Annotated in this window: 20 protein-coding genes and 2 pseudogenes; 9 read left to right on the plus strand and 13 right to left on the minus strand. The window is 65.0% G+C overall.

Translation table 11 applies throughout. From position 1 onward, the window contains the following. Both BLR24_RS31130 and BLR24_RS26205 read left to right on the plus strand, forming a co-directional pair. Positions 1-161 (plus strand): annotated as a pseudogene (locus tag BLR24_RS31130) (amino acid dehydrogenase); the annotation flags it as partial. Between the two features lie 270 nt (positions 162-431). Then, complete coding sequence (locus BLR24_RS26205) at positions 432-1,223, plus strand: hydroxyacylglutathione hydrolase (RefSeq protein WP_093022904.1); 792 nt, start codon at positions 432-434, stop codon at positions 1,221-1,223. Positions 1,224-1,295: 72 nt separating this feature from the next. Here BLR24_RS26205 and BLR24_RS26210 read toward each other — a convergent pair whose 3' ends face one another. The 6 genes from BLR24_RS26210 to BLR24_RS26235 form a co-directional block, all read right to left on the minus strand. After that, positions 1,296-2,210: a LysR family transcriptional regulator gene (locus BLR24_RS26210; protein ID WP_093022906.1), complete on the minus strand. Its 915-nt coding sequence runs from the start codon at positions 2,208-2,210 to the stop codon at positions 1,296-1,298. 66 nt (positions 2,211-2,276) lie between these two features. Continuing rightward, positions 2,277-3,071 (minus strand): enoyl-CoA hydratase/isomerase family protein, encoded by a 795-nt coding sequence (locus BLR24_RS26215; RefSeq protein ID WP_093022908.1) that lies wholly within the window; start codon positions 3,069-3,071, stop codon positions 2,277-2,279. A 28-nt stretch (positions 3,072-3,099) separates the two neighbouring features. After that, positions 3,100-4,083, minus strand: a complete 984-nt coding sequence (locus BLR24_RS26220) for a Bug family tripartite tricarboxylate transporter substrate binding protein (protein WP_093022910.1) — start codon at positions 4,081-4,083, stop codon at positions 3,100-3,102. Positions 4,084-4,134: 51 nt separating this feature from the next. Next, positions 4,135-5,676, minus strand: coding sequence for an AMP-binding protein (locus tag BLR24_RS26225; protein WP_254787585.1), 1,542 nt, complete (start codon positions 5,674-5,676; stop codon positions 4,135-4,137). Between the two features lie 235 nt (positions 5,677-5,911). Next, complete coding sequence (locus BLR24_RS26230; RefSeq protein WP_093022914.1) at positions 5,912-6,736, minus strand: IclR family transcriptional regulator; 825 nt, start codon at positions 6,734-6,736, stop codon at positions 5,912-5,914. Positions 6,737-6,887: 151 nt separating this feature from the next. After that, complete coding sequence (locus BLR24_RS26235) at positions 6,888-7,160, minus strand: DUF4242 domain-containing protein (RefSeq protein ID WP_093022916.1); 273 nt, start codon at positions 7,158-7,160, stop codon at positions 6,888-6,890. A 133-nt stretch (positions 7,161-7,293) separates the two neighbouring features. Here BLR24_RS26235 and BLR24_RS26240 point away from each other — a divergent pair, with 133 nt between their 5' ends. Together BLR24_RS26240 and BLR24_RS26245 are read left to right on the plus strand one after the other, a co-directional pair. Continuing rightward, a complete protein-coding gene (locus BLR24_RS26240; RefSeq protein ID WP_093022918.1) occupies positions 7,294-8,247 on the plus strand; it encodes an AraC family transcriptional regulator in 954 nt (317 codons plus the stop codon). A 181-nt stretch (positions 8,248-8,428) separates the two neighbouring features. Further along, the gene (locus tag BLR24_RS26245; RefSeq protein ID WP_093022920.1) at positions 8,429-8,887 is read left to right on the plus strand and encodes a hypothetical protein; all 459 of its coding nucleotides are present in this window, start codon (positions 8,429-8,431) and stop codon (positions 8,885-8,887) included. Here BLR24_RS26245 and map read toward each other — a convergent pair. The 3 genes from map to BLR24_RS26260 all read right to left on the minus strand — a co-directional run bounded on the left by map (position 8,868) and on the right by BLR24_RS26260 (position 11,343). Beyond that, complete coding sequence (gene map / locus BLR24_RS26250; protein WP_093022922.1) at positions 8,868-9,713, minus strand: type I methionyl aminopeptidase; 846 nt, start codon at positions 9,711-9,713, stop codon at positions 8,868-8,870. The two genes, BLR24_RS26245 and map, sit on opposite strands and share 20 nt — an antisense overlap. Next, entirely contained in the window at positions 9,713-9,967 is a 255-nt protein-coding gene (locus BLR24_RS26255; protein WP_093022924.1) for a ParD-like family protein, read from the minus strand. The genes map and BLR24_RS26255 overlap by 1 nt, the downstream gene beginning before the upstream one ends. Positions 9,968-10,161: 194 nt before the next feature. Further along, entirely contained in the window at positions 10,162-11,343 is a 1,182-nt protein-coding gene (locus BLR24_RS26260; protein ID WP_175543352.1) for an alpha/beta fold hydrolase, read from the minus strand. Positions 11,344-11,575: 232 nt separating this feature from the next. Between BLR24_RS26260 and BLR24_RS26265 the strand changes: the two genes are divergently transcribed. From BLR24_RS26265 to BLR24_RS26275, 4 genes and pseudogenes are all read left to right on the plus strand, one after another. Then, complete coding sequence (locus tag BLR24_RS26265) at positions 11,576-12,640, plus strand: sensor histidine kinase (RefSeq protein ID WP_093022928.1); 1,065 nt, start codon at positions 11,576-11,578, stop codon at positions 12,638-12,640. Further along, positions 12,637-13,431, plus strand: coding sequence for a LytR/AlgR family response regulator transcription factor (locus BLR24_RS26270; RefSeq protein ID WP_175543353.1), 795 nt, complete (start codon positions 12,637-12,639; stop codon positions 13,429-13,431). Before BLR24_RS26265 ends, BLR24_RS26270 begins: the two co-directional genes overlap by 4 nt. 74 nt (positions 13,432-13,505) lie before the next feature. Then, positions 13,506-14,198 carry an alpha/beta hydrolase family protein gene (locus tag BLR24_RS30495; protein ID WP_139188799.1) on the plus strand — a complete coding sequence of 231 codons (693 nt, stop codon included), beginning with the start codon at positions 13,506-13,508 and terminating at the stop codon, positions 14,196-14,198. Between the two features lie 207 nt (positions 14,199-14,405). Then, positions 14,406-14,693 (plus strand): annotated as a pseudogene (locus BLR24_RS26275) (helix-turn-helix domain-containing protein); the annotation flags it as partial. Positions 14,694-14,699: 6 nt separating this feature from the next. Here the strand turns inward: BLR24_RS26275 and BLR24_RS30500 are convergent. From BLR24_RS30500 to BLR24_RS26290, 4 genes are all read right to left on the minus strand, one after another. Beyond that, on the minus strand, positions 14,700-15,077 hold the full coding sequence (locus tag BLR24_RS30500) for a hypothetical protein (protein ID WP_139188800.1): 378 nt from the start codon (positions 15,075-15,077) through the stop codon (positions 14,700-14,702). Between the two features lie 102 nt (positions 15,078-15,179). Then, positions 15,180-16,253: a maleylacetate reductase gene (locus BLR24_RS26280; RefSeq protein WP_093022930.1), complete on the minus strand. Its 1,074-nt coding sequence runs from the start codon at positions 16,251-16,253 to the stop codon at positions 15,180-15,182. A gap of 3 nt (positions 16,254-16,256) precedes the next feature. Further along, a complete protein-coding gene (locus BLR24_RS26285) occupies positions 16,257-17,126 on the minus strand; it encodes an intradiol ring-cleavage dioxygenase (RefSeq protein WP_093022932.1) in 870 nt (289 codons plus the stop codon). Further along, positions 17,123-18,835: an FAD-dependent oxidoreductase gene (locus tag BLR24_RS26290; RefSeq protein ID WP_093022934.1), complete on the minus strand. Its 1,713-nt coding sequence runs from the start codon at positions 18,833-18,835 to the stop codon at positions 17,123-17,125. The genes BLR24_RS26285 and BLR24_RS26290 overlap by 4 nt, the downstream gene beginning before the upstream one ends. 92 nt (positions 18,836-18,927) lie before the next feature. Here BLR24_RS26290 and BLR24_RS26295 point away from each other — a divergent pair, with 92 nt between their 5' ends. Continuing rightward, complete coding sequence (locus BLR24_RS26295; RefSeq protein WP_254787588.1) at positions 18,928-19,404, plus strand: MarR family winged helix-turn-helix transcriptional regulator; 477 nt, start codon at positions 18,928-18,930, stop codon at positions 19,402-19,404. Positions 19,405-19,423: the final 19 nt, after the last annotated feature.

Consider the following 19,423-nt stretch of genomic DNA (forward strand, 5'->3'; position numbering starts at 1 on the left):
GCCACGGCACGCTGGGCTGGACGCATGCCTGCGGCTCGGGCAAGTCGATTGCGCGCATCGTGAGCGGGCTCGCGCCGGAGGTGGATTTCGCGTTCACCGGGTTGACGCATGGCACACGAGGCAAGGCATTGGTGTCACCATTGGGTGGGCCATCTGCTTAGGCAGCTGATATGGCCTGGCACCGGAGGACCATTCAAACGGGGCCGCAGAGCGGCCTGATCGGCGGTGGCATGAAGGATCGGCTGTGTCGATTTCTGCAACGTGCCGGATCGTTTGTTCACCGGTTGGTCGTTCGCTCGGGTGCAATGGAAGAAGCCGCTTGGATGCCGCCACCCGATGTGCACTCAAAGCCTGCCGAGCCGCCGAACGAAGCACATCAACGCCGTCGGGTGTAAGTTAGTGCCATTCCTATCTGACATCTGGAGCAATGCATGATCGTCGAACGCATCTGGACCGGCAACGCCTATCGCAACTACAACTACCTGATCGTTTGCCCCGAGAGCGGCGAGGCTCTTGCCATCGATCCCCTGGACCACCAGAAATGCCTGGCGGCCGCCAAGGACAAGGGCTGGCAGATCACGCAGATCCTCAATACTCACGAGCATCACGACCACACGGGCGGCAATGAGGCCGTCGTCGCGGCGACGGGCGCCAAGGTGATTGCGCACCACCAGTCGGGCTCTCGCATTGCCGGCATGGATCGCGGCGTGAAGGCGGGCGACGTGATCAAGGTCGGCAAGACCGTCGAGCTCGAATGCATGGACACGCCCGGCCACACGATGTGCCACATCTGCCTGCGCTCTCACACCGAAAGGCCGGCACTGTTCTCCGGCGACACGCTGTTCAACGCCGGCGCGGGCAACTGCCACAACGGCGGCAATGTGGAATCGATGTACACCACCTTCGTCGAGCAACTCGCCAAGCTGCCCGACGACACCCGCGTCTACCCCGGCCACGACTACATCGAAAACAACCTGCGTTTCACGCTCGCGCGCGAACCCGACAACGCTGCCGCCAAGGCGCTGCTGCCTGGCGTGGCAGGGCATGACCCGGCCAAGGCCCGCGTCACGACGCTGCGCGAAGAGAAAGAGGTCAACACCTTCCTGCGTCTGTCGAGCCCGAGTGTCATTGCAGCGCTTCGCGAGGCCTTTCCCGATCTGCCCGAGAAGCCGGATCCGAAGACCGTGTTCGTCAAGCTTCGCGAGCTGCGCAACACATGGTGAGCCGCTAGCCAACATTACTCCGACCGTCGCGGGGCCGCATAGCGCCGCACCGATCGATCAGGTGCCTCGCACTCAGCCGAGTTCGGCCTTGGCCAGGCGGCACACCGACAGCAGCGCGAGCAGGTTGGGATCGCGCTCGCGTGTGCGCAGGAAGTTGAGCGCAATGGTCTGGCGCATCAGGTACCTGGACTGCAACGGGATCAACTGCACCTTCTGCGGCATGACACCGCGCACCCGCCCCGGCAGCAGCGTGTAGCCCACGCCGCCGCTCACCAGGTTCATGAGCGAGAAAATGTCGTCGGTCTTCATCACCACGTTGGGGGTGAAGCCGGCGATGCGGAAGGTCTCGACAAAACCCCGGTAAGTCACGAAGCCCTCGCTCAGGCTCACGAAGCGTTCGCCGGCGCAGCTGCTCAGGTCGATTTCCTTTTGCCCGGAGTAGGGCGAGCCGACGGGTGCCGCGAACTGGATGTCGTCCTCGAACAGGGGCTCCGACTCGACATCGGAAACATCCTCCGGGATGGCCATGAGCGCGGCGTCGATCGCGCCATCGCGCAGCTTCTGCAGCAAGTGCGCATTGGAGCCGAGCACGAGCTCGGTGTGCAGGTCCGGCTTGCGCAGCTTCATTGCCATGATCAGCTGAGGCACCGTGCGGCTCGTCAGGGAATAGAGCGAGCCGATGCGAATGCGGTCGGCCGAGTAGCCGGCGACTTCCCGCGTGGCGCGAATGCCCTCGGACATGGTGCGAAGCACTTCGCGCGCCACCTCCGCCAGCGCATGGGCGGCTTCGGTCGGATGCAGATTGCGGCCCTCGTGCCGGAACAGCGCGCAGCGCAGCCCGGTTTCCAGCGAATGCAAGGCGCGGTGCACGCTCACGGCGCTGATGTCGAGCTTTTCCGCCGCGCGGGCGAGATTGCCGGTCTCCATGAAGGCCAGCAGGATCTCGAGCTTGCGGAAGGTGATCTCTTCGTCGACGTGGAGGAGCATGGGCGGCCTGCGGATGAAATCTGATCGTAACGCCTGCAAGGCGATTGGATCGCGCGCCCGCGTGCGCTACATGTTGGCGCGGTGCGCCTGCTTGCGTTCGGTGAACTTCCTCGCGCCGAGCGAGTAGGCGCCGGACGCAAAATTGATGGCGTGCCCACGCCGGGCAGCGGTCGCGGCCTTGGCGAACATCTCGTCGCCCATTTCCTTCCACCACGATTTGGTGATAGCCACGGAGGTTGGCGACCACTGCGACACCTGCGCGCAGATTTCCGCCACCCGTTCGTCCAGGCGAGCGTCGTCCACGACTTCATGGACCAGGCCGAGCGCCAGGGACTGTGCGGCCGGCACGATCTCGGCGAGCAGCACGAGCCGCTTCATTGCTGCCTCCCCGATGATCGAATGCAGCAACGCGCTGCCGAAGATGGCTGCGGAGCCCACCTTGAACTCCGTCATGCCGAAGCGCGCCTGGGTGGAAGCGATGCGAAGGTCGGCCATGAGCGCGATCTGCAGTCCTGCGCCGGCGGCCACGCCGTTGATCCGGGCGATGACCGGCTTGCCGAGCGCGCGGAACACCTCGTACAGGGCCATATAGCTGTCGATCCGCGCGGCTGAGCCTGCCGCGTCCATGGCGGCGCTCTCGTGCTGGTCTTGTCCCGCGCAGAAAGCCTTGCCCGCGCCGGTGATCACGATCACGCGCACCTGTGCGTCGGCATCGGCCGACAACAGGGCGGACTGGAAGAGCTCGCGCTGCGTACGGTCGAACGCGTTCATGGCGTGCGGGCGATCCATCGTGATCAAGGCGACGCCCTTGTCGATGGCCAGGGTAACGCAGGGATTCAAGGAAGGCGTTTTGTCAGTCATTGGTCGGCTCCAGGATGTGTGTCGGGTTCTAGCGGGCCACCTTGATCCGCTGCACCACCTGCTCCCATTTGTTCGATTCGTTCTGCAGCCGGTCGCGCGCCTGGGCGGGCGTGCTGCGGACGGCCTCGATCCCGAGCTGCGCGAAGCGGCGCTTGACCGCCTCATCGTCCAGTGTCTCGTTGAGCGCCGTGTTCAGCGTGGCGATCACGTCGTCGGGCGTTCCCTTGGGCGCCAGCACCGCATAGACCGAGGCGGCAACGAACTGCGGCAGGCCCTGCTCCGCAAACGTTGGCAGGCCCGGGAAGATGTCCAGCCGCTGCGGGCTCGCCACACCCACGGCCACGACCTTTCCTGAGGCCAGGTTGGTGAGCGCGGTGGGCGAGGTGGTCACCATGAACTGGATCTCGCCCGCAAACAGATCGGCCATCGCCGGCGCGGAACCGCGATAGGGCACGTGCAGCAGTTCGAGCGACGCCTGTTGGCGGAACCACTCGGTGACGATGTGTTCGGTCGAGCCGTTGCCCGAGGAGCCGTAGGCGACCTTGCCCGGCTGCTGCTTGGCTTTGGCGGCCAGGTCCGCGTACGAGGCGATGCCGCTCGCCTTCGACGCGAGCATGACCAGGGGCAGTTCGCCGACGGTGGCCACCGGCCTGAAGTCTTTGGCGATTTCGTAGCCGACGGCCTCGGCACCGGACATCTTTTCCGACATGACGTAGGAGGTGGTCGGTGCCATGAGGAGGGTGTGGCCGTCCGGTGCCGCCCGCTTGACGAATTGCGCTCCGATTGCACCGGAGGCACCCGCCTTGTTGTCCACCACCACCGAGAGCTTCAGCTTCTGTGCCATGCCTTGCGCAAGGATGCGCCCGACCACGTCGACGCCGCCGCCGGCCGGGAAGGCCACGACCAGGGTGATGGGCTTGTCGGCGAGGGCGGCCTGGGCCCAGGCGCAGAAGGCGAGGCTCGAAACCATCACCATCGCTTGCCGCCAGCGATTCAAGTGAACTCGGATCATGGTTTTTCCTTTCAGTTGAGCAATCGATGGAGGCCTTGAATCGGGCGGGAGTCAGCGCTTGGCCGCGCGAAAGCCGGCAGCGTCAGCGTCCCACACACCCGTGACGCTGCGAGACAGCTCCTTCTTCTGGATCCGCTGTGTCGGCGTCTTGGGGAAGGCGCCGATGAACTCGACGTAGCGTGGAATCTGGAAGTACGGCAGCTTGCCGCTGCACCAGCGAAGCAGATCGGGCGGCGTGATGCTTGCGCCTTCGCGCAGGCGCACGAACAGCTTGAGTTCGTCTTCGCCCAACTCGCTGGGGACGCCGACCAGTGCCACTTCGGCCACCGCATCGTGCTGCGCAAAGACGCTCTCCACGTCCCAGGCCGCGATGTTGATGCCGCGGCGCCGCAGCATGTCCTTCTTGCGCCCCGCATAGAAGAGATTGCCGTTCGCATCGCGGTGCGCGAGATCGCCGCTCAAGAACAGCTCGCCGCGGCGCGCGGCTGCATCGGCCTGCGGATTTCTGAAGTAGCCCAAGAAGCCCAGGCGCGGGTTGAGGGCGCGAATGGCGACCTCGCCCTTGTCGCCCGGCTCGACCGGCGATCCGTCGTCCGCAAGAAGCGAGATCTCGTAGTACGACAGCGGCTTGCCGATGGAGCCCGGTGGCCCGTCGATGTTGGCCGTGACGAAGGTGATGAGTTCGGAGAGCCCATAGCCTTCCCGCATCGACACACCGAAACGCTCGGCGAACGCGTGCCACACATCGGCGGGACAGCCGCCTCCCCAGGCGATGCGCACGCGGTGCTCGCGGTCATCGGAGCGCTCCGGCTGCTTCAACAGCATCGGCAGCACGCTGCCCAGGTAGTGGATGTGCGTGGCCTGGTGGCGACGGACGTCGTCCCAGAACCCTGAAGCGCTGAAGCGTTCCAGCATCGCCAGCTGGAAACCGCCCGTGAGCGCGGCAATCGCGACGGCCACGCCGGAGCCGTGGTGTAGCGCCTCCCAGAACAGGAAGATGTCACCCGGTCCGGCCTCCGTCAAGCGAAGGATGGCCATCGGTCCGGCGCGCAGTTGGCGGTCGGACTTCAGAACGCCCTTGGGTGCGCCGGTGGTGCCCGAACTGGGACTGAGGGCAATGATCTCGTCGGTCCTCACGAGGGGCGCGGCATCGTCCTCGTCGCACGATGCGAAGCGGTCGAACTCTCCGTCGATGCCGTTGCGCCAGATCGTCCGGGGCAGGTTGATTCCGAGTTCCTCGAGAGCCGCGCGGAATGCGGTGTCGGCCACGATGGCCTGCGGCGCGAGTTCGTGGAGGAGGTGGGCCAGCGGTGCGCCCAGCAGGTGCACGTTGATCGGCACGCGAACCATCCCCAGTCGCGCCAGCGCAAAGAGCAGGTAGAGGTGGTCCGGGTGGCTGGGCAGCATGACCGCGACCCGGTCGCCCTTTTGCAAGCCTTGCGACTTCAACAGGGCCGCCACCTGGTTCACTCGCCGGTCCAGCATTCCGACGCTGATGCGCTCGCCCTTGAAGGAGCAGTAGATGTCTTCGGGATTCGAACGGGCGCGGCGAGCGAGCAGTTCGCCGATGGTTTCCTCGCTAAGCGGGTCCATGGCGACGGAGCCGGTCGAATGGTTTGCCTGCGACATCTTGTTCCCGTGAAATAGCCTTAACGAAGAATAATTGAAATGCAATTACATCGATTGCATTTCAATTAATGTTGCGCGTTATGCGGCGCTTCGTCAAGTGCGGGGATGTGGGTACCCCGGCAACCGCGCGCGGGCTGTTCGCCGGCTGATCGGCCGTCCGCAAGGGGAAATGGGGAAAAGCGCGCGGGAGCCGCGGCGCTCAGGTGGAGGCTTCGCGCGCCGCCAGTTCGAGCCGGGGAAGGATCAGTTCGCGCACCTGGGCGATGTCGTAGCGCGAACGGACGGTCGATACGTTCAGGGCTGCGATGGGGCGCCCCGAAAAGTCCGTCACGGGCACCGACACGGAGACGCCGTCGTCGCCGAAATTCTTCTCCGTGAACGAGTGGCCGTCTTCCGCCGCCTTGCGGAATATCGAAAGCACCTCCGATCGGCTGCGGGTGCCGAAGCGGGCACGCACCGCGGGGGACAACGCGTCGAGCATCTTCGCGAGCTGTGCCTGCGGAGCTTGCGAGAGAAGCACCTGGCCGGATGAAGAGGTGAGCGCGGGAAAGCGGCTCCCCACCGGGAGATTGATGGCCGTGACGTGCGCTCCCGGAATGTTGAGCAACACGACGACTTCGTCCCCGTCCAGCTCAACCCATGACACCGTTTCGCGCGTCTCCTTGGCCAGCTTCTCGAGCAATGGATACGCAAGCTCTCTCTGAGGATGGTGCCGATGGATGCCGCGCACCAGCCCCAGGAGCTTCAGCGAGGGGAGGTACTTTTTCGACTCGCGGTCCTTGCCGAGATAGCCGAGCCGATGAAGCGTGTAGACGAAACGCTGCGCCGCGCTGCGGCCCATGCCTGTGTGCTGCGCAATGTCGCCGATCGAGAGGGCGGAGGGATGCTCGTTGAACAGTTCGAGGATGCGCATCCCCTTTTCCATCGAACCGACGAACAGGCGCCCATCGACGTCGCCTTGATCTTCGTGCGAATCGGCCGGGGCGGAGGGGCGGCGCGTCGAGCGCTTTGGAGACGTGTCCACGAGGAGCGTGACGGTCGATGGTGTGAATACGTATCGAGGCGCGCCACGCTTTCAAGGCGCGGGCCGGATCGGGCAAGGGGCGAAAAATAGTGTAGCGCACCGGGTCGAGCCCGGCGCAACACCTCTCGCGCCCCTCGCCCCTTCGCACCGCTCACTCGGCAGTGGCCGGGTCGATCACGCTGTACACCCGGTCCACCCGGTCGGCCGGGAAGCCGCCAAGCTCCGCGTGCCGGCGCACCAGGGCTTCGTCGGCGGACTGGTAGACGCAGTAGATCCGGTCGTCGGTCACGTAGCTGTGGATCCACTGGATGTCGGGGCCCATGCTGCTCAACACGCCGCAGGACTTTTGCGAGATGGCCTTCAAGTCTGCCGGGGTGAATTGGCCGGCGCCGGGGATGTGCCGTTCGATAACGAATTTGGGCATGGCGATACTCCTATCTAGAATCATCGGTCAAGGGCGACCAAGACCTATGTTGCCGACGCGAAGCAGCCTCGTATTGCCCGCTCCGCCGGACTTGTTGACTGAAACCCCGCCCTCGCTCGACCGGGAGGAGACGATGGATGTCTTGTCGGACGTACTGCGGACCATCCGCCTGGAGGGCGCGCTGTTCCTGAACGGGGACATGCATGCGCCCTGGTGCTTCAAGGTGCCCAAGGGCACCGACATGGCGCGGCTCCTGAGGCCTGGCGCGCAGCGGCTGGCCATCTGCCACCTGGTGCTGCAAGGCGAATGCTGGGCCCAGGTCGACGGCGGGGAGCCAATCCGCGCATACGCTGGCGAAGTGATCGCCGTGCCGCATGGCGACTCGCACGTGCTGGGCAGCGGCCTGCACCATGCGGCGGTGGACGTGGCGCATGTGGTGAGTCCGCGCGCCCCCGAACTGGAGCGCATCCGCTACGGCGGCAATGGCGACCGCACGGTGCTGGTGTGCAGCTGGTTCGCGTACGAAGGCGATGCACCCAATCCCGTGATGGCGAACATTCCGCGCCTGTTCACCACGGCGTTGCGCAGCCGGCCGGCCGGCCCGTGGATCGAGCAGTCCGTCAACTTCGTATTGGGGGATGCCGCTTCGCACACGCCCGGTTCCGAGATGGTCGCCGCCAAGGTCGCGGAGGTGCTGTTTGCCGAAGTGCTGCGCGGCTACATCGAATCCATGCCCGCCAACGACCCTGGCTGGCTGGCCGGCCTGCGCGACCCCCACGTGAGCCGCTGCCTGGCGCTGATGCACGGCGAGCCCGCGCGCAACTGGACCGTCGACGCGCTGGCGCAGGAAACCCACATCTCACGCAGCGTGCTGGCGGACCGCTTCGCCGAACTGGTGGGCGTACCGCCCATGCAGTACCTGACACGCTGGCGCATGATCCTGGCCGCCGGCATGCTGCGTAGAGACCAGGGCAACCTGGCGCGCATTGCCGAGGGTGTCGGCTACGAGTCGGAAGCCGCCTTCAACCGCGCGTTCAAGCGCGAGTACGGGGTGTCGCCGGGGGCTTGGCGGCAGAACGGGGCTTAGCTGTGTCCAGTCGCTTGGCGCCGTAGACCTCTGAACCGCCGAACGCTGCGCGGTCAGTGCGAGCGGCGTGTACTCGCGGGGCACTCTAAGGGTTTGCGTTGACAAGATGAGGGTCAAACCCTGTTCCGGAGCACAGTAAGAATTACATAAGATTTGCGCCCACGTCCCAACCAAGGTACCCATGCTCGACGTCGACTTGCCAGCGCCCGCTGCGGCCGTTCACAGCCTTCTTGCCAGCCGCGGGATCGTTCCGGCGCTGGCCTTGCTCAACGATAGGACGTCCTATCGGTTCACGGCGATCTACAAATTGAACGGCGACGTGATGCACGCGGCGCATGCCTTCGACCGCGACTCTGAATACCGCACCTGGCTGAAGGTGGTGCCTCTGGGCAAGAGCTTCTGCCAGTACGCGCTCGAGCACGGCGAGTTCGTGACCAGCCATGCCTCCGAGGATCAGCGCCTGACAAACCGACCCTATGCCGGCATGGTCGAGTCGTACTACGGCCGGCTGCTGACGCGAGGATGCGGCACGCCCTATGGCACCTTCATCCATTTCGACTTGGAGTCGCGCAGCATCCCCACAGAGGAAATCCGCTTCCTGCGCGAGGTGATCCCGCAGTTCATTGACTACTTGGAATGAACGGGCGGCAACAACGGCTCACCAAACGAACGACTGGAGACGGTGCGTAGGCACCTGTGCCTCCTGGCCAGGCCGTGAGCACTTCATATCCCTCGGACGTCACAGCGACCATGTGTTCCCACTGCGCGGACAGAGACCCGTCCTTGGTCACGACGGTCCACCCGTCGGGCAATTGCCTGGTTTCGCGCTTGCCGGCGTTGAGCATCGGTTCGATGGTGAAGACCATCCCCGGCTCCAGCTCGAGGCCTTCTCCGCGCCGCCCGTAGTGCAGCACTTGCGGTTCATCGTGATAGACCTGCCCGATGCCGTGGCCGCAGTATTCGCGCACGACGCTGAAATGCTCCCGCTGGGCCACCGTCTGGATGGCATGGCCAACATCGCCCAGCGTTGCGCCAGGCTTGACCTGCCGGATGCCGGCCAGCATCGCTTCGTAGGTCGTCTCCACCAAGCGCCGAGCCAGCACGCTGGGGGCTCCGACGAAGTACATGCGGCTGGTGTCACCGAACCAGCCATCCTTGATGACCGCGACATCGATGTTGACGATGTCGCCCTTCTTCAGAATCTTGGTCAGAGAGGGGATGCCGTGGCAAACCACCTGATTGACGGAGGTGAGGATGGTCTTCGGATATCCCTGGTACCCGACGTTGGCTGGAATGGCGCCCTGGACATTCACGATGTGGTCGTGACAGATGCGGTCGAGTGCCTCCGTGCTCACCCCCGGCACGACGTGGGGCTCGACCACACTTAGAACCTCTGCGGCAAGGAGGGCGGCCCGCCGCGCCATCTCGAGTTCCTCGGCGGACCTGATGGGAACACCATGAGCCATCAGTGCTTCCCCGTCGAGGATGCGCGGGGCTTGCCCGGACGGGGCGTGACTGCCACGGTGATGTCCAGGCCCCCCCCGAGTTCGGCTCGTATCAACAGTTGGCAGATTTCGCGGTGGTCCAGCTCCGGGTGCATCTCGGTCAACATGCCGACGCGCATCCAGTGCTCTGCCTGCGCATTGATGGACCTGCTGAGCGCGTTCCCAGCCACGCGCAGGTTCTCGTGCATCAGGTCCGAAATTTTTACGATACCCATCAGTGATCTCTTGTATGAAATGTATATGAAGTATATAGGTTTCGTATGATGCGGCGCTGTCCGAGTGGATGAGCTCGATGAGGCCTTCAAGACGCCTTGGGCCCGAAGCAAGCACCCGGCTAACCCTCGGCTACAGCCGAGCCCGTTGCCGTCTTTCGAGTTGCCGTACACGCGACAGTCCACTCTCCTCATGCCTACTTTGCCAGGAGTGACGCAATCGCCGGCCCGGCCTGACCGACTGTGGCACCCAGCGCATCGGCATGACCGTTTGGACTGTTCAACTCGACATACTCCGCCGGGGTGCCTTGCGCCTTGAGGAACTCTACTGCGCGCTTTGACAGGAGCGGCGGAAAGATCTGATCTGAGCTGATACCCACGAACAGCGACTTGGCCTTGATGCGGTCTGGTTTGGCGCTGGGCAACTGCAAGGCCTTCAGCGTGTACAGCCAGCTGTTGGCGTCCATGCCCTTGGCACGCGCTTCGCCGATCTTCTCGAGGGTGGCATCGACCGCAAATTGGTTCGCCGTCGCGTCGCCGGGGTTCTTGCCCGGGTCGGCCCACTTCTGACCGAAAGCCTTGTCGGCCCAGGCGAAGCTGAGCGCGTCGAGTGTGACCTGCCGCATGGCCTGCGTCATGCCTGCCAGCGGCTCGGCCTTGCCGTGGTAGTCGCCGTTGGCCCAGTTCGGGTCCAGCCTCACGGCCGCGCCCCACGAGCTCATCTTGGCGGTGGCGTAGGCCGGGCTGTCGACGCCAGGTCCGACGATGGACAGCAGGCGCTGCACGCGGTCCGGGTAGGCCGAGGCCCATTCCACCGACATCCAGGCGCCAGCCGAAGCGCCAGCGACGGCGTAGATGGTTCGGATGCCCAACGAATCGAGCAGGGCCTTCTGCACCTCCACCGTGTCCCGCGCAGCCAGCACCGGGAAGCGCGTGCCCCACGGTTTGCCGGTGGCGGCGTCGATGCTGGCTGGGCCGGTGCTGACGACGGTGGCCGATGCGCGATTGGGGTTGGCCAACGCATCGGTCGCGATGACGAAGAACCGCTCGGTGTCGATCGGGAGGCCGGCGCCGATGATCGTGTCCCAGTAACCCGGCGCGGCGTCGCTCGCCGCATACCGGCCCGCGGCGTGCGAGGTGCCCGTGATGAAGTGATTGATGAGGATCACGTTGTCTCGCGCAGCATTCAGACGGCCGTAGGTTTCATAGCCGATGCGCACTCCCTTGATGACCTGGCCGTTCACGGTCGTGTAGGCGGGCAGGTTGAACACCTGCTTTTCCACGATGCCGTCGAAGGCCTGTGCGTTCGTCGTGACGATGGCCGCACAGACGGCGGCCGCGGCGCAAAGCAGCGCGTTTGAAAGAGAAGATCGTTGCATGGGGACTCCGAGTGGTGAGGCCCACACTTTCGGCGACCGTTGCCAGGAACGCATCTGGTTTGGCGCCCAAACGCCCGGCCGAGGGCGTCAACGGTCGTGAGGCGGTATCGAGCGGTCGCCGTTCGGTCGACCAAACTGACGGCTTAAGGACAAATTCGCCCAGTGGGCCCTTGATCCGTAGCGGCATGGCGTGCCAAGCTTTACAGTTCCGCGATGCAGCCGACTTACGCCAGTGATCAGCGTTGATTCATCCATTCCGGCCCGCTGGCTGGGCGCAGCGCGGCTGACAGCCGGCTCGTTCCTGCTGTGCGCAATCGCGGCCGGGCTGCTCTTCTGGGCCGCTCCTGCGCTCGGGACGCTCGCTCGCCTGTTCGTTTTCATCGAATGTGTCGGCATGGTCTTCATCGCGTGCATCGCGGTGCTTGGCCGCTCAAGACGACTGCTGCGAATGCGGGCGCTGTCGCGTTGGCTTCTCACCGGCGCGATCGCCATCCCATCGGGGTACTTCGGGGGTCATTTGGTCGCGCTCCTGATCCTGGACGAACCGGTTGGCGGCGTTGTGGGTCACGGAACCGACTACATGGTGGCGTTCGCATTCGGTCTGGTGCTGGCGGCGTTCGTCCTCTACGTCGCTGCGACGCGTGACCAGCTTGCCAAAGAGGCCGTCGCGCGATCCGATGCCCAGCGCCTCGCCACCGAATCGGAATTGCGGCTGCTGCGCGCGCAACTCGAGCCGCACATGTTGTTCAACACGCTGGCGAATCTGCACTCGCTCGTCGACGAGGACCCGCGACAGGCCCAGCGCATGATCGACCAGCTGATCGTCTACCTGCGCAGCACGCACGCAGCGTCGCGCGGCGAAGTGACGACGCTGCAGTCGGAGTTTGCGCAGCTGAGGGCATACCTCGAAATCATGTGCTTGCGCATGGGCCCCAGGCTGGCCTATCGACTCGAGTTGCCCGCCGAGCTGGAGCGATTTGCCATCCCGCCGATGCTGTTGCAGCCGCTGGTCGAGAATGCCATCAAGCACGGTCTGGAACCCAAGTTGGGCGCAGGAAGCATCGACGTGCTGGCACGGTCGATCGAGGGAGGCATCGAAGTCGCGATAGACGATACCGGTCTGGGCTTGTCGCCGCACCAGCCCGCTTCGCGTGGCGACAATGCGGGCAAGGTTTGCGGCTCCGGACTGGAGAATGTGCGTGACCGCCTCCAGGCCCTCTATGGCTTGCGTGCGTCCCTGACTCTGCAATCTCGATCGCCGTGCGGCGTTCGCGCGGTCGTGAGGATTCCATCGTGAACGCGTGGCGCGCCGTGATTGCCGAAGATGAACCGGTGCTGTCGCGAACACTGCAGCGGTTGTTGCTCCAAGCCTGGCCCGAGCTGGAGATCGCGGGCGTCGCCGACGATGGTTTGCGGGCGATCGAACTGGCCCAGACTCTGGCGCCCGATGTGATGTTCCTGGACATCAAGATGCCCGGCAAAACAGGCCTGGAAGTCGCCGAGGCCGTCGCTGACGAGTGGCCCGACGATCAGGCCGAACCGCTCTTCGTCTTCATCACCGCGTACGACAATTTCGCGATCTCGGCATTCGAGCATGCGGCGATGGACTACATGCTCAAGCCGGCGACGCTCGAACGCTTGCAGATCTGCGTGGAACGCCTGAAGCAAAGGTTGCACGAGCGCGCCCGGACACCGGCCGCCGGTGGCATGGCGGCCCTGATGCAGCGCGTTCAGTCGATCACGGATGCAGCCAACGCGCCTGAGAAGATCAAGATCATCCGCGCTGGGGTCGGCAACACCGTGCGGATGATCCCGGTCACGGAGGTGATCTGTCTGGAAGCCGCCGAGAAGTACGTCAATGTCGTCACGGCCCAAGGGGAGGCGCTCGTGCGCATGAGCCTGCGCGATCTGGTGTCGCGGATCGATGCCGCCGACTTCACGCAGGTGCATCGCGGCGTGCTCGTCAACACCCACTGCATCGTGAGCGCCACACGCGACGAGAACGGGCGCTACAGCCTGTCCGTGCGGGGCCTCCAGCGATCGCTCAAGGTCAGCCGTGCGTTCGGGCATCTGTTCCGCGCCATGTAGCGGCAGCAGGACCGGCTGGGAAAATACATGCAAAAACCCATATCAAAATCACTTGCCACGAGGAGCAATTTCCAATGCTGACGCAGACACTGAAAGACGGGGGTGATTCATTTGAGGTCTCAGTGCGCAAAGCCGCCACAGGTTCTTCGGTCGTTCTTTTTTCAGTTGGATCGGGCGGTCAGCCGGAACGGCTCTCTACGCTCCTGGACGCCTTGACTGAATCTGGTTGCACGGGTGTTGCGCCACATTTCGAGCGACTTGCGTCGACTACCCCCACAGAGGAGGAACTGACCCTTCGGGCAAGACGACTCACCCTTGCACTCGACGCATTCGTTGAGCCCTCCGCAAGAGCGATAGGCGTGGGGCATTCGATTGGTGCTGCCACCCTCGTCGCAATGGCCGGAGCTCAACTGTGGTTGGGGCCAGGTCAGCCTGTCAGCATCGCATCGGACCGTCGCTTGGCTCGTCTCGTCCTTTTGGAACCACCAACCGGATTCTTTCAAGGTCCGGGAGCACTTGATGCCGTGCGAGTTCCAGTTTTGTCGTGGGTGGGGTCGGCGGACAGTATCACCCCGCCAGCCCAAACAGAATGGCTTGCACGCGCCATGCACGATTGGAACGTTGTGGATGTCCGTATCACCGAAGGGGCTGGCCATTTCTCGTTCATGGACGTCCCACCGCCGCACACCACCGAGCCACTTCCCAACAAGCAAACGTTTCTGCGAGAGTATTCGAGCGAGATTTGCAAGTTCGTGGGGGCCGCCTAGAGAGCGAATTGCGACACGTAGCGTGCGCACATCCGCGGTCTACGCGCTCCGATGAGCATAAGTTAGGCATCGGCCTTGCTGACTTGAAAGCCGGCAATCGGCAAGATGCAGCCGGTCGCGGAACTCATTGAATGACCGGTTTGCAGGGCGGATTCAACCGGTCGATGCCACACACTAACCACCGCGTAGGCGGAAGGAGTGTTGCAGATGAAGAGGCAGCCACGGATCTACTATTCGGACAGCCAGAAGGCGCTGATGTGGGAGCGCTGGAAGCAGGGCTGGACGCAGCATGAGATCGGCAGGCTCTTCGATCGACCCCACACGTCGATCCACCGGATACTTGCAGAGACAGGCGGATTCCGGCCAGCGCAGCGATCGCGCGCATCGACTGTGTTGACGCTCGCCGAACGCGACGAGATCTCGCGAGCGATTGCGGCAGGCGAATCGATTCGATCAACTGCAGCGCGGCTCGGTCGAGCACCGTCGACGATCAGTGAGAGATCAAGCGCAATGAAATACTCCCGACCCCCAGATGACAAAGTCGCCGTGGCGGCGGAGGGTGTGTGCCAGGATGTCCTGTGACGCAAAGTCGGCGGTCGCCGAGAACTCAATCCGGAATTCACTGGCTGGGCTCACCAAGATCGACATCGTCCGACCGTCGCTCAAGGGTTTGGGTTCCCCGTTTGGATTTCCCGCTGGATGAGAGAACCACTTGACGCACAGCCCGGCGGCGAGCTCCCCGACAGGCACATGACGCAAGTGAGCCGGTGGCTTCTTGGCCCAGTCGCTGAACCCGACAAACCAGCCCGTTCCGCTGGTGTCTAAATCGCCGGCGTTGCCGAATTCGACATCGAGCGCGGGAAGCTGGTTTGATTGCATGCGGAATTCTGCGCTGGAGCGGGATGACCGGTTGTGGCCCGCATTCTGCCGTCGCAACATCGCTACGGTTGCTCGCCAGCGGCGAAGGCGGCAAATGGTCGCTCAAGGCAAGGGCGGGTCTCCCTCGTAGGCGCGCTGCAGCATCGCGCGCAATGCGGCACGGTCAAGCGGCCTTGGGTTGGGGTACGGGTTCTGCACGGCGAGATCGGCCACGCGGTCGAGCGACTCCGCGGGCAGGCCGAGTTCCTTCAGCGCCAGCGGTGCACCTGTCGCACGCATGAGCTCGTGAATCGCCTCCGGCACGCGGTTCTCAACAGTGCCGAGCGCGCGTGCCGCACGCGACATGGCGTCCGGCGCGCTGGCGGCGTTGTAGGCCAGCGTGTGCGGCAGCATCACCGTGTGCGTCTCGGCGTGCGGCAGGTTGTAGCTGCCGCCCAGCGTGTGGCACAGCTTGTGGTGCAAGCCCATGGACGCGGCGCCCAGCACCGTGCCGCACAGCCAGGCGCCGTAGAGGCCCTGTTCGCGTGCCGCATCGGATTGCGGCGCTTCCTGCAACCCGCGAAGCGCGGCGGCCATGGCGCGCAGGCCTTCCTCCGCCATGAGCGACACCACCGGGTTTCGATCGTGCGCATAGAGCGCCTCCGCGGCGTGCGCCATGGCATTGAAGCCGCTGGTCACGCACACCTCGAGCGGCAGCGTGCGAATCAGATCCGGGTCGTACAACACGGTGCGCGGCAACACCCGTGCATCGCGGCCGGTCTTCTTGATGCCATCCTCGGTGATGCCGTAGATGGACGTCATCTCGCTGCCGGCATAGGTAGTAGGGATGGCCAGGATGGGAAGCGAATGCTCCAGTGCGATGGCCTTGCCCAGGCCGATGGTCGAGCCGCCGCCGACGGCGACCATGCCATCGGCGCCCACCGACCGGGCGTGGGCGACGGCTTCGCGCGCGGTCTCGATGGGCACATGCATGACGGCACGGTCGAAGACGCCGGCGGCGCGCGTGCCCAGCCGTGCCGCGACCGACTCCGCGGTTTCGCGCTGCTCGGGCGTGCACAGCACCAGCGCACGCCGCACGTTCAAGGCAAGCAGTTCCTCTTCGAGGCGGCTCACACTGCCGCGTCCGAACACCACGCGGGCCGGCGCGCATTGGTAGGTGAAGGCCAAGTGCTCCATCGTTCAGTCCGCCGACGGTGTGCTGCGGTTCAACACGAAGTCGTAGTCCAGCGTGTAGTAGACCGGAGGCTTGGCAGGATCGCCAGTTTCGTGGCGCGCCCAATCGGCGATGAGGCTTGGGCGCACGCCGAAGACCGCATCGGATTCCAGGTAGCGCCCGCCGCTGCGGAACACATGGGTGATCAAGCGTTCATAGCCCTCCGCCTGGATCATGAAATGCAGGTGGGCCGGACGCCACGGATGGCGGCCGAGCGAGTCGAGCAGAGCGCCCACCGGGCCGTCGTGTGGAATCGGGTACTCATGCGCCACGATGGAGCGGAAGTGGTAGTGCCCATCGGCGTCGGTGCGCAGCTGGGCCCGGGCCCGATGCTCGGACAGCGACGGGTCGGGTTTCTGCACGTCGTAAAAACCTTCTTCGTCGGCCTGCCAGACATCGACCAGCGCGTGAGCAACCGGTTCGCCGTCTGCCCCGGTGACCCGGCCCTGCACGAAGCAGGGCGCACCTTTGGCGCCGTTGGCGATGTCGGCGCCATGCTCGATCATCGGCGCGCCCTCGACGAAGAAGGGCCCGAAGACCGTGGCCTCGGTGCAGCCCGCCGGCTTGCTGTTGTTCTGAGCCATGACCAGCGTGGACAGTCCGAGCACATCCGAAAGCAGGATGAACTCCTGCCGCTTGTCGTCGGTGATGTGTCCCGCGTCGGTGAGAAACCGGATGCCGCGCCACCACTCGTCCTCGGTGAGCTTCACCTCGCGGGCGAAGTCATGCAGATGACGCACCAGGCTGGCCATCACGGTGCGCAGCCGCGCATCGGGGGATCGATCCATCGACTCGAGCACTGCGTCGGTGATGGTGAATGAGTCGAGCGGTTTCATGGGTGGTTCTCCTGAAGGAAATGGTGGCCCGTGGCCTGGTCGAACACGGCCTGCGCCTCGTCGGCGGAGCTGCCGCGCCAGGCGACGATCTGGTCGGGGCGAATCAACACGAGCGGTGCCTCGTACAAGTCCCGCAGCATGGGCTCCGCAAGCCGCACGATCCGCAGGTCCAGGCCGCGCGCGTGCGCGATCGCTTCGAACGGCGCCGTGTCGGGCGGCTCCGAGCCCAGCGCGAGCACCGTCCAGTCGCGCCCGAAAAGATCGAACAGCGAACGACCGTCTCCCAGCCAGGCATGCGGCGGCCGGCCGCCGGGGCAGGCGGTGGGAACGTAGCGATTGGGCTCATCAGGCGGCGCCGCCGTGCCATCGGACACGATCGCAGGCGAGCCGTCGTAGCGCCCGCCGAAAGTGACGCCCGGGATGTTGAACTCCAGCCGTGCGTGCGCGTCCAGATGCTCGGCGGCGGCGCGGCGCTCGGCATCGCCACGGGGCGAATCTTCTTCGAGTTCGGGGCGCGCAGCGAACAGGCCGACCGAATCGGCGAATCGTCTCGCGTAGCCTGTGTTGCGCTCGGCCAGTGGGCGGCGCTCCGCCTCGTAGCTTTCCAGCAGCGCGGCGGGCGCCTGCCCGCGCAGCACGGCGGCCAGCTTCCAGCCCAGATTCACCGCGTCTTCGACCGCGGTGTTGTAGCCCAGGCCACCGGTGGGCGTGAACAGATGCGCCGCATCGCCCGCGATGAACACGCGGCCGCGCTGGAACTGTTTGGCAACGAGGGCGTGGCCAGCCTGCCAGACGCCCATCGACAAGATCTCGATCGGCACGTCCACGCCGACCGTCTGCGCGAAGATGCGACGCGCATCGGCCTCTGTCCAGGTCTCCGGGTTCTCGTGCGGATGCACGGCGGCGTGAAAAGCGTACTCGGCGACACCGTCCACGGACGCCATGAAGGCACGCCGCTCATGATTGACCGCGACGTACATCCAGGCCTTGGGATGGGGCAGCGCCGAGATGAATTGCGCAGACCGCAGGTAGATGGCGAACATCTTGCCGCCCATGAAGTCGCGCTGGATGCCGGTGACGCCGCCCCATTCGATGCCGAGCTCGCTGCGCACGATGCTGCGCGGGCCATCGGCGCCGACCAGGAATTTGGCCTTCACCTCAACCGGGTCGCCGCCTTCCGTGGGTCGGATGCACGCATCGATGCCGTCACCGGTGTCGGCGAAGCGTTCCAGCCGCCAGCCGTAGCGTACGTCGACCGTGGGCCACGCCTCGGCATGGCTGCGCAGTGCCGCCTCCACGAACTTCTGCGAGACGCGGTGCGGCAACTCGGCCGCGCTCCATGAGCCGGTCATAGACTTGATCTTCTCGGTGGCTTGTGCGGCAGTCGGCAAGTGGATGCGCGCCAGTTCATGGCCCGTGTAGCGCGTGAAGTAGGCAATGTCGGTTGGGTGGTCGGCCGGCAGGCCCAGGCGCCGGATCTCGTGCGCGAAGCCCAGCCGGCGGAAGTGCTCCATCGTGCGCGCCTGGGTGGCGTTGGCCTGCGGGTTGAAGGCGGTTCCCGGCTTCGCATCGACCAGCAGGCAGCGGATGCCCCTGCGGCCGAGTTTGTTGGCCAGCATGAGGCCGCACGGGCCGCCGCCCGCGATCAGGATTTCTGTCTCCACCGCGCGGGGCTGCACGGGGGCCGTAGTATTGGTGGAATAGGTCATGGACTTGGGGCCGTATGGGCTCGGCATCGCCGGCGAAGCGATGACTCCGCATAGATGCTTAGGTTACCTAAATACTTCAGGATTGCAAGGCTTTGAGGAATTCCCCTACACCCGGAAAGGGAGCGCGCGTCGACGAGGGCTGGCGCACCGACAACGTCGGGCGCCTGCTCAGCAGCGCGCTTCGCCGCTTCGAGGAGCGCGTGATGTCGTTAATGGTCGAGCGCGGCCATGCGCAGACACGCCGCTCGCACGTCAATCTCACGCGCCACCTCGACATCGGCGGTACGCGCATCACCGAACTCGCCCGTCGCGCCGCGATGACGAACGCGGCGATGACGGAGCTGATCGACCAATGCGAATCGATCGGGCTCGTCGAGCGGCTGGCCGATCCCGCGGACAAGCGCGTGCGCATCGTCCGATTCACGCCGGTCGGCGAAAGCTGGCTGAAGGATTTTGGCCGCGCCGTGGCGCAGGCCCAGCGCGAGATGTCGAAGGAGGTGGGTGAGGACCAGCTGGTCGTGGTGCTGGCTGCGCTTGCCAGCTACGCGGGCACGGGCGGGGAGCCCTGAGGGTTCCCGAGCGACCCCG

The organism is Variovorax sp. OV700 (genome assembly GCF_900099805.1).
GTDB lineage: Bacteria > Pseudomonadota > Gammaproteobacteria > Burkholderiales > Burkholderiaceae_C > Variovorax.

Bases quoted from the DNA above. Each gene is read 5' to 3' on its own strand.
- BLR24_RS30495 (WP_139188799.1), top strand. From the start codon at position 13,506: ATGCTGACGCAGACACTGAAAGACGGGGGTGATTCATTTGAGGTCTCA.
- BLR24_RS26205 (WP_093022904.1), top strand. From the start codon at position 432: ATGATCGTCGAACGCATCTGGACCGGCAACGCCTATCGCAACTACAAC.
- BLR24_RS26210 (WP_093022906.1), bottom strand. From the start codon at position 2,210: ATGCTCCTCCACGTCGACGAAGAGATCACCTTCCGCAAGCTCGAGATC.
- BLR24_RS26260 (WP_175543352.1), bottom strand. From the start codon at position 11,343: ATGCAACGATCTTCTCTTTCAAACGCGCTGCTTTGCGCCGCGGCCGCC.
- BLR24_RS26240 (WP_093022918.1), top strand. From the start codon at position 7,294: ATGGATGTCTTGTCGGACGTACTGCGGACCATCCGCCTGGAGGGCGCG.
- BLR24_RS26255 (WP_093022924.1), bottom strand. From the start codon at position 9,967: ATGGGTATCGTAAAAATTTCGGACCTGATGCACGAGAACCTGCGCGTG.
- map (WP_093022922.1), bottom strand. From the start codon at position 9,713: ATGGCTCATGGTGTTCCCATCAGGTCCGCCGAGGAACTCGAGATGGCG.
- BLR24_RS26280 (WP_093022930.1), bottom strand. From the start codon at position 16,253: ATGGAGCACTTGGCCTTCACCTACCAATGCGCGCCGGCCCGCGTGGTG.
- BLR24_RS26220 (WP_093022910.1), bottom strand. From the start codon at position 4,083: ATGATCCGAGTTCACTTGAATCGCTGGCGGCAAGCGATGGTGATGGTT.
- BLR24_RS30500 (WP_139188800.1), bottom strand. From the start codon at position 15,077: ATGCAATCAAACCAGCTTCCCGCGCTCGATGTCGAATTCGGCAACGCC.
- BLR24_RS26285 (WP_093022932.1), bottom strand. From the start codon at position 17,126: ATGAAACCGCTCGACTCATTCACCATCACCGACGCAGTGCTCGAGTCG.
- BLR24_RS26245 (WP_093022920.1), top strand. From the start codon at position 8,429: ATGCTCGACGTCGACTTGCCAGCGCCCGCTGCGGCCGTTCACAGCCTT.
- BLR24_RS26215 (WP_093022908.1), bottom strand. From the start codon at position 3,071: ATGACTGACAAAACGCCTTCCTTGAATCCCTGCGTTACCCTGGCCATC.
- BLR24_RS26290 (WP_093022934.1), bottom strand. From the start codon at position 18,835: ATGACCTATTCCACCAATACTACGGCCCCCGTGCAGCCCCGCGCGGTG.
- BLR24_RS26235 (WP_093022916.1), bottom strand. From the start codon at position 7,160: ATGCCCAAATTCGTTATCGAACGGCACATCCCCGGCGCCGGCCAATTC.
- BLR24_RS26225 (WP_254787585.1), bottom strand. From the start codon at position 5,676: ATGGACCCGCTTAGCGAGGAAACCATCGGCGAACTGCTCGCTCGCCGC.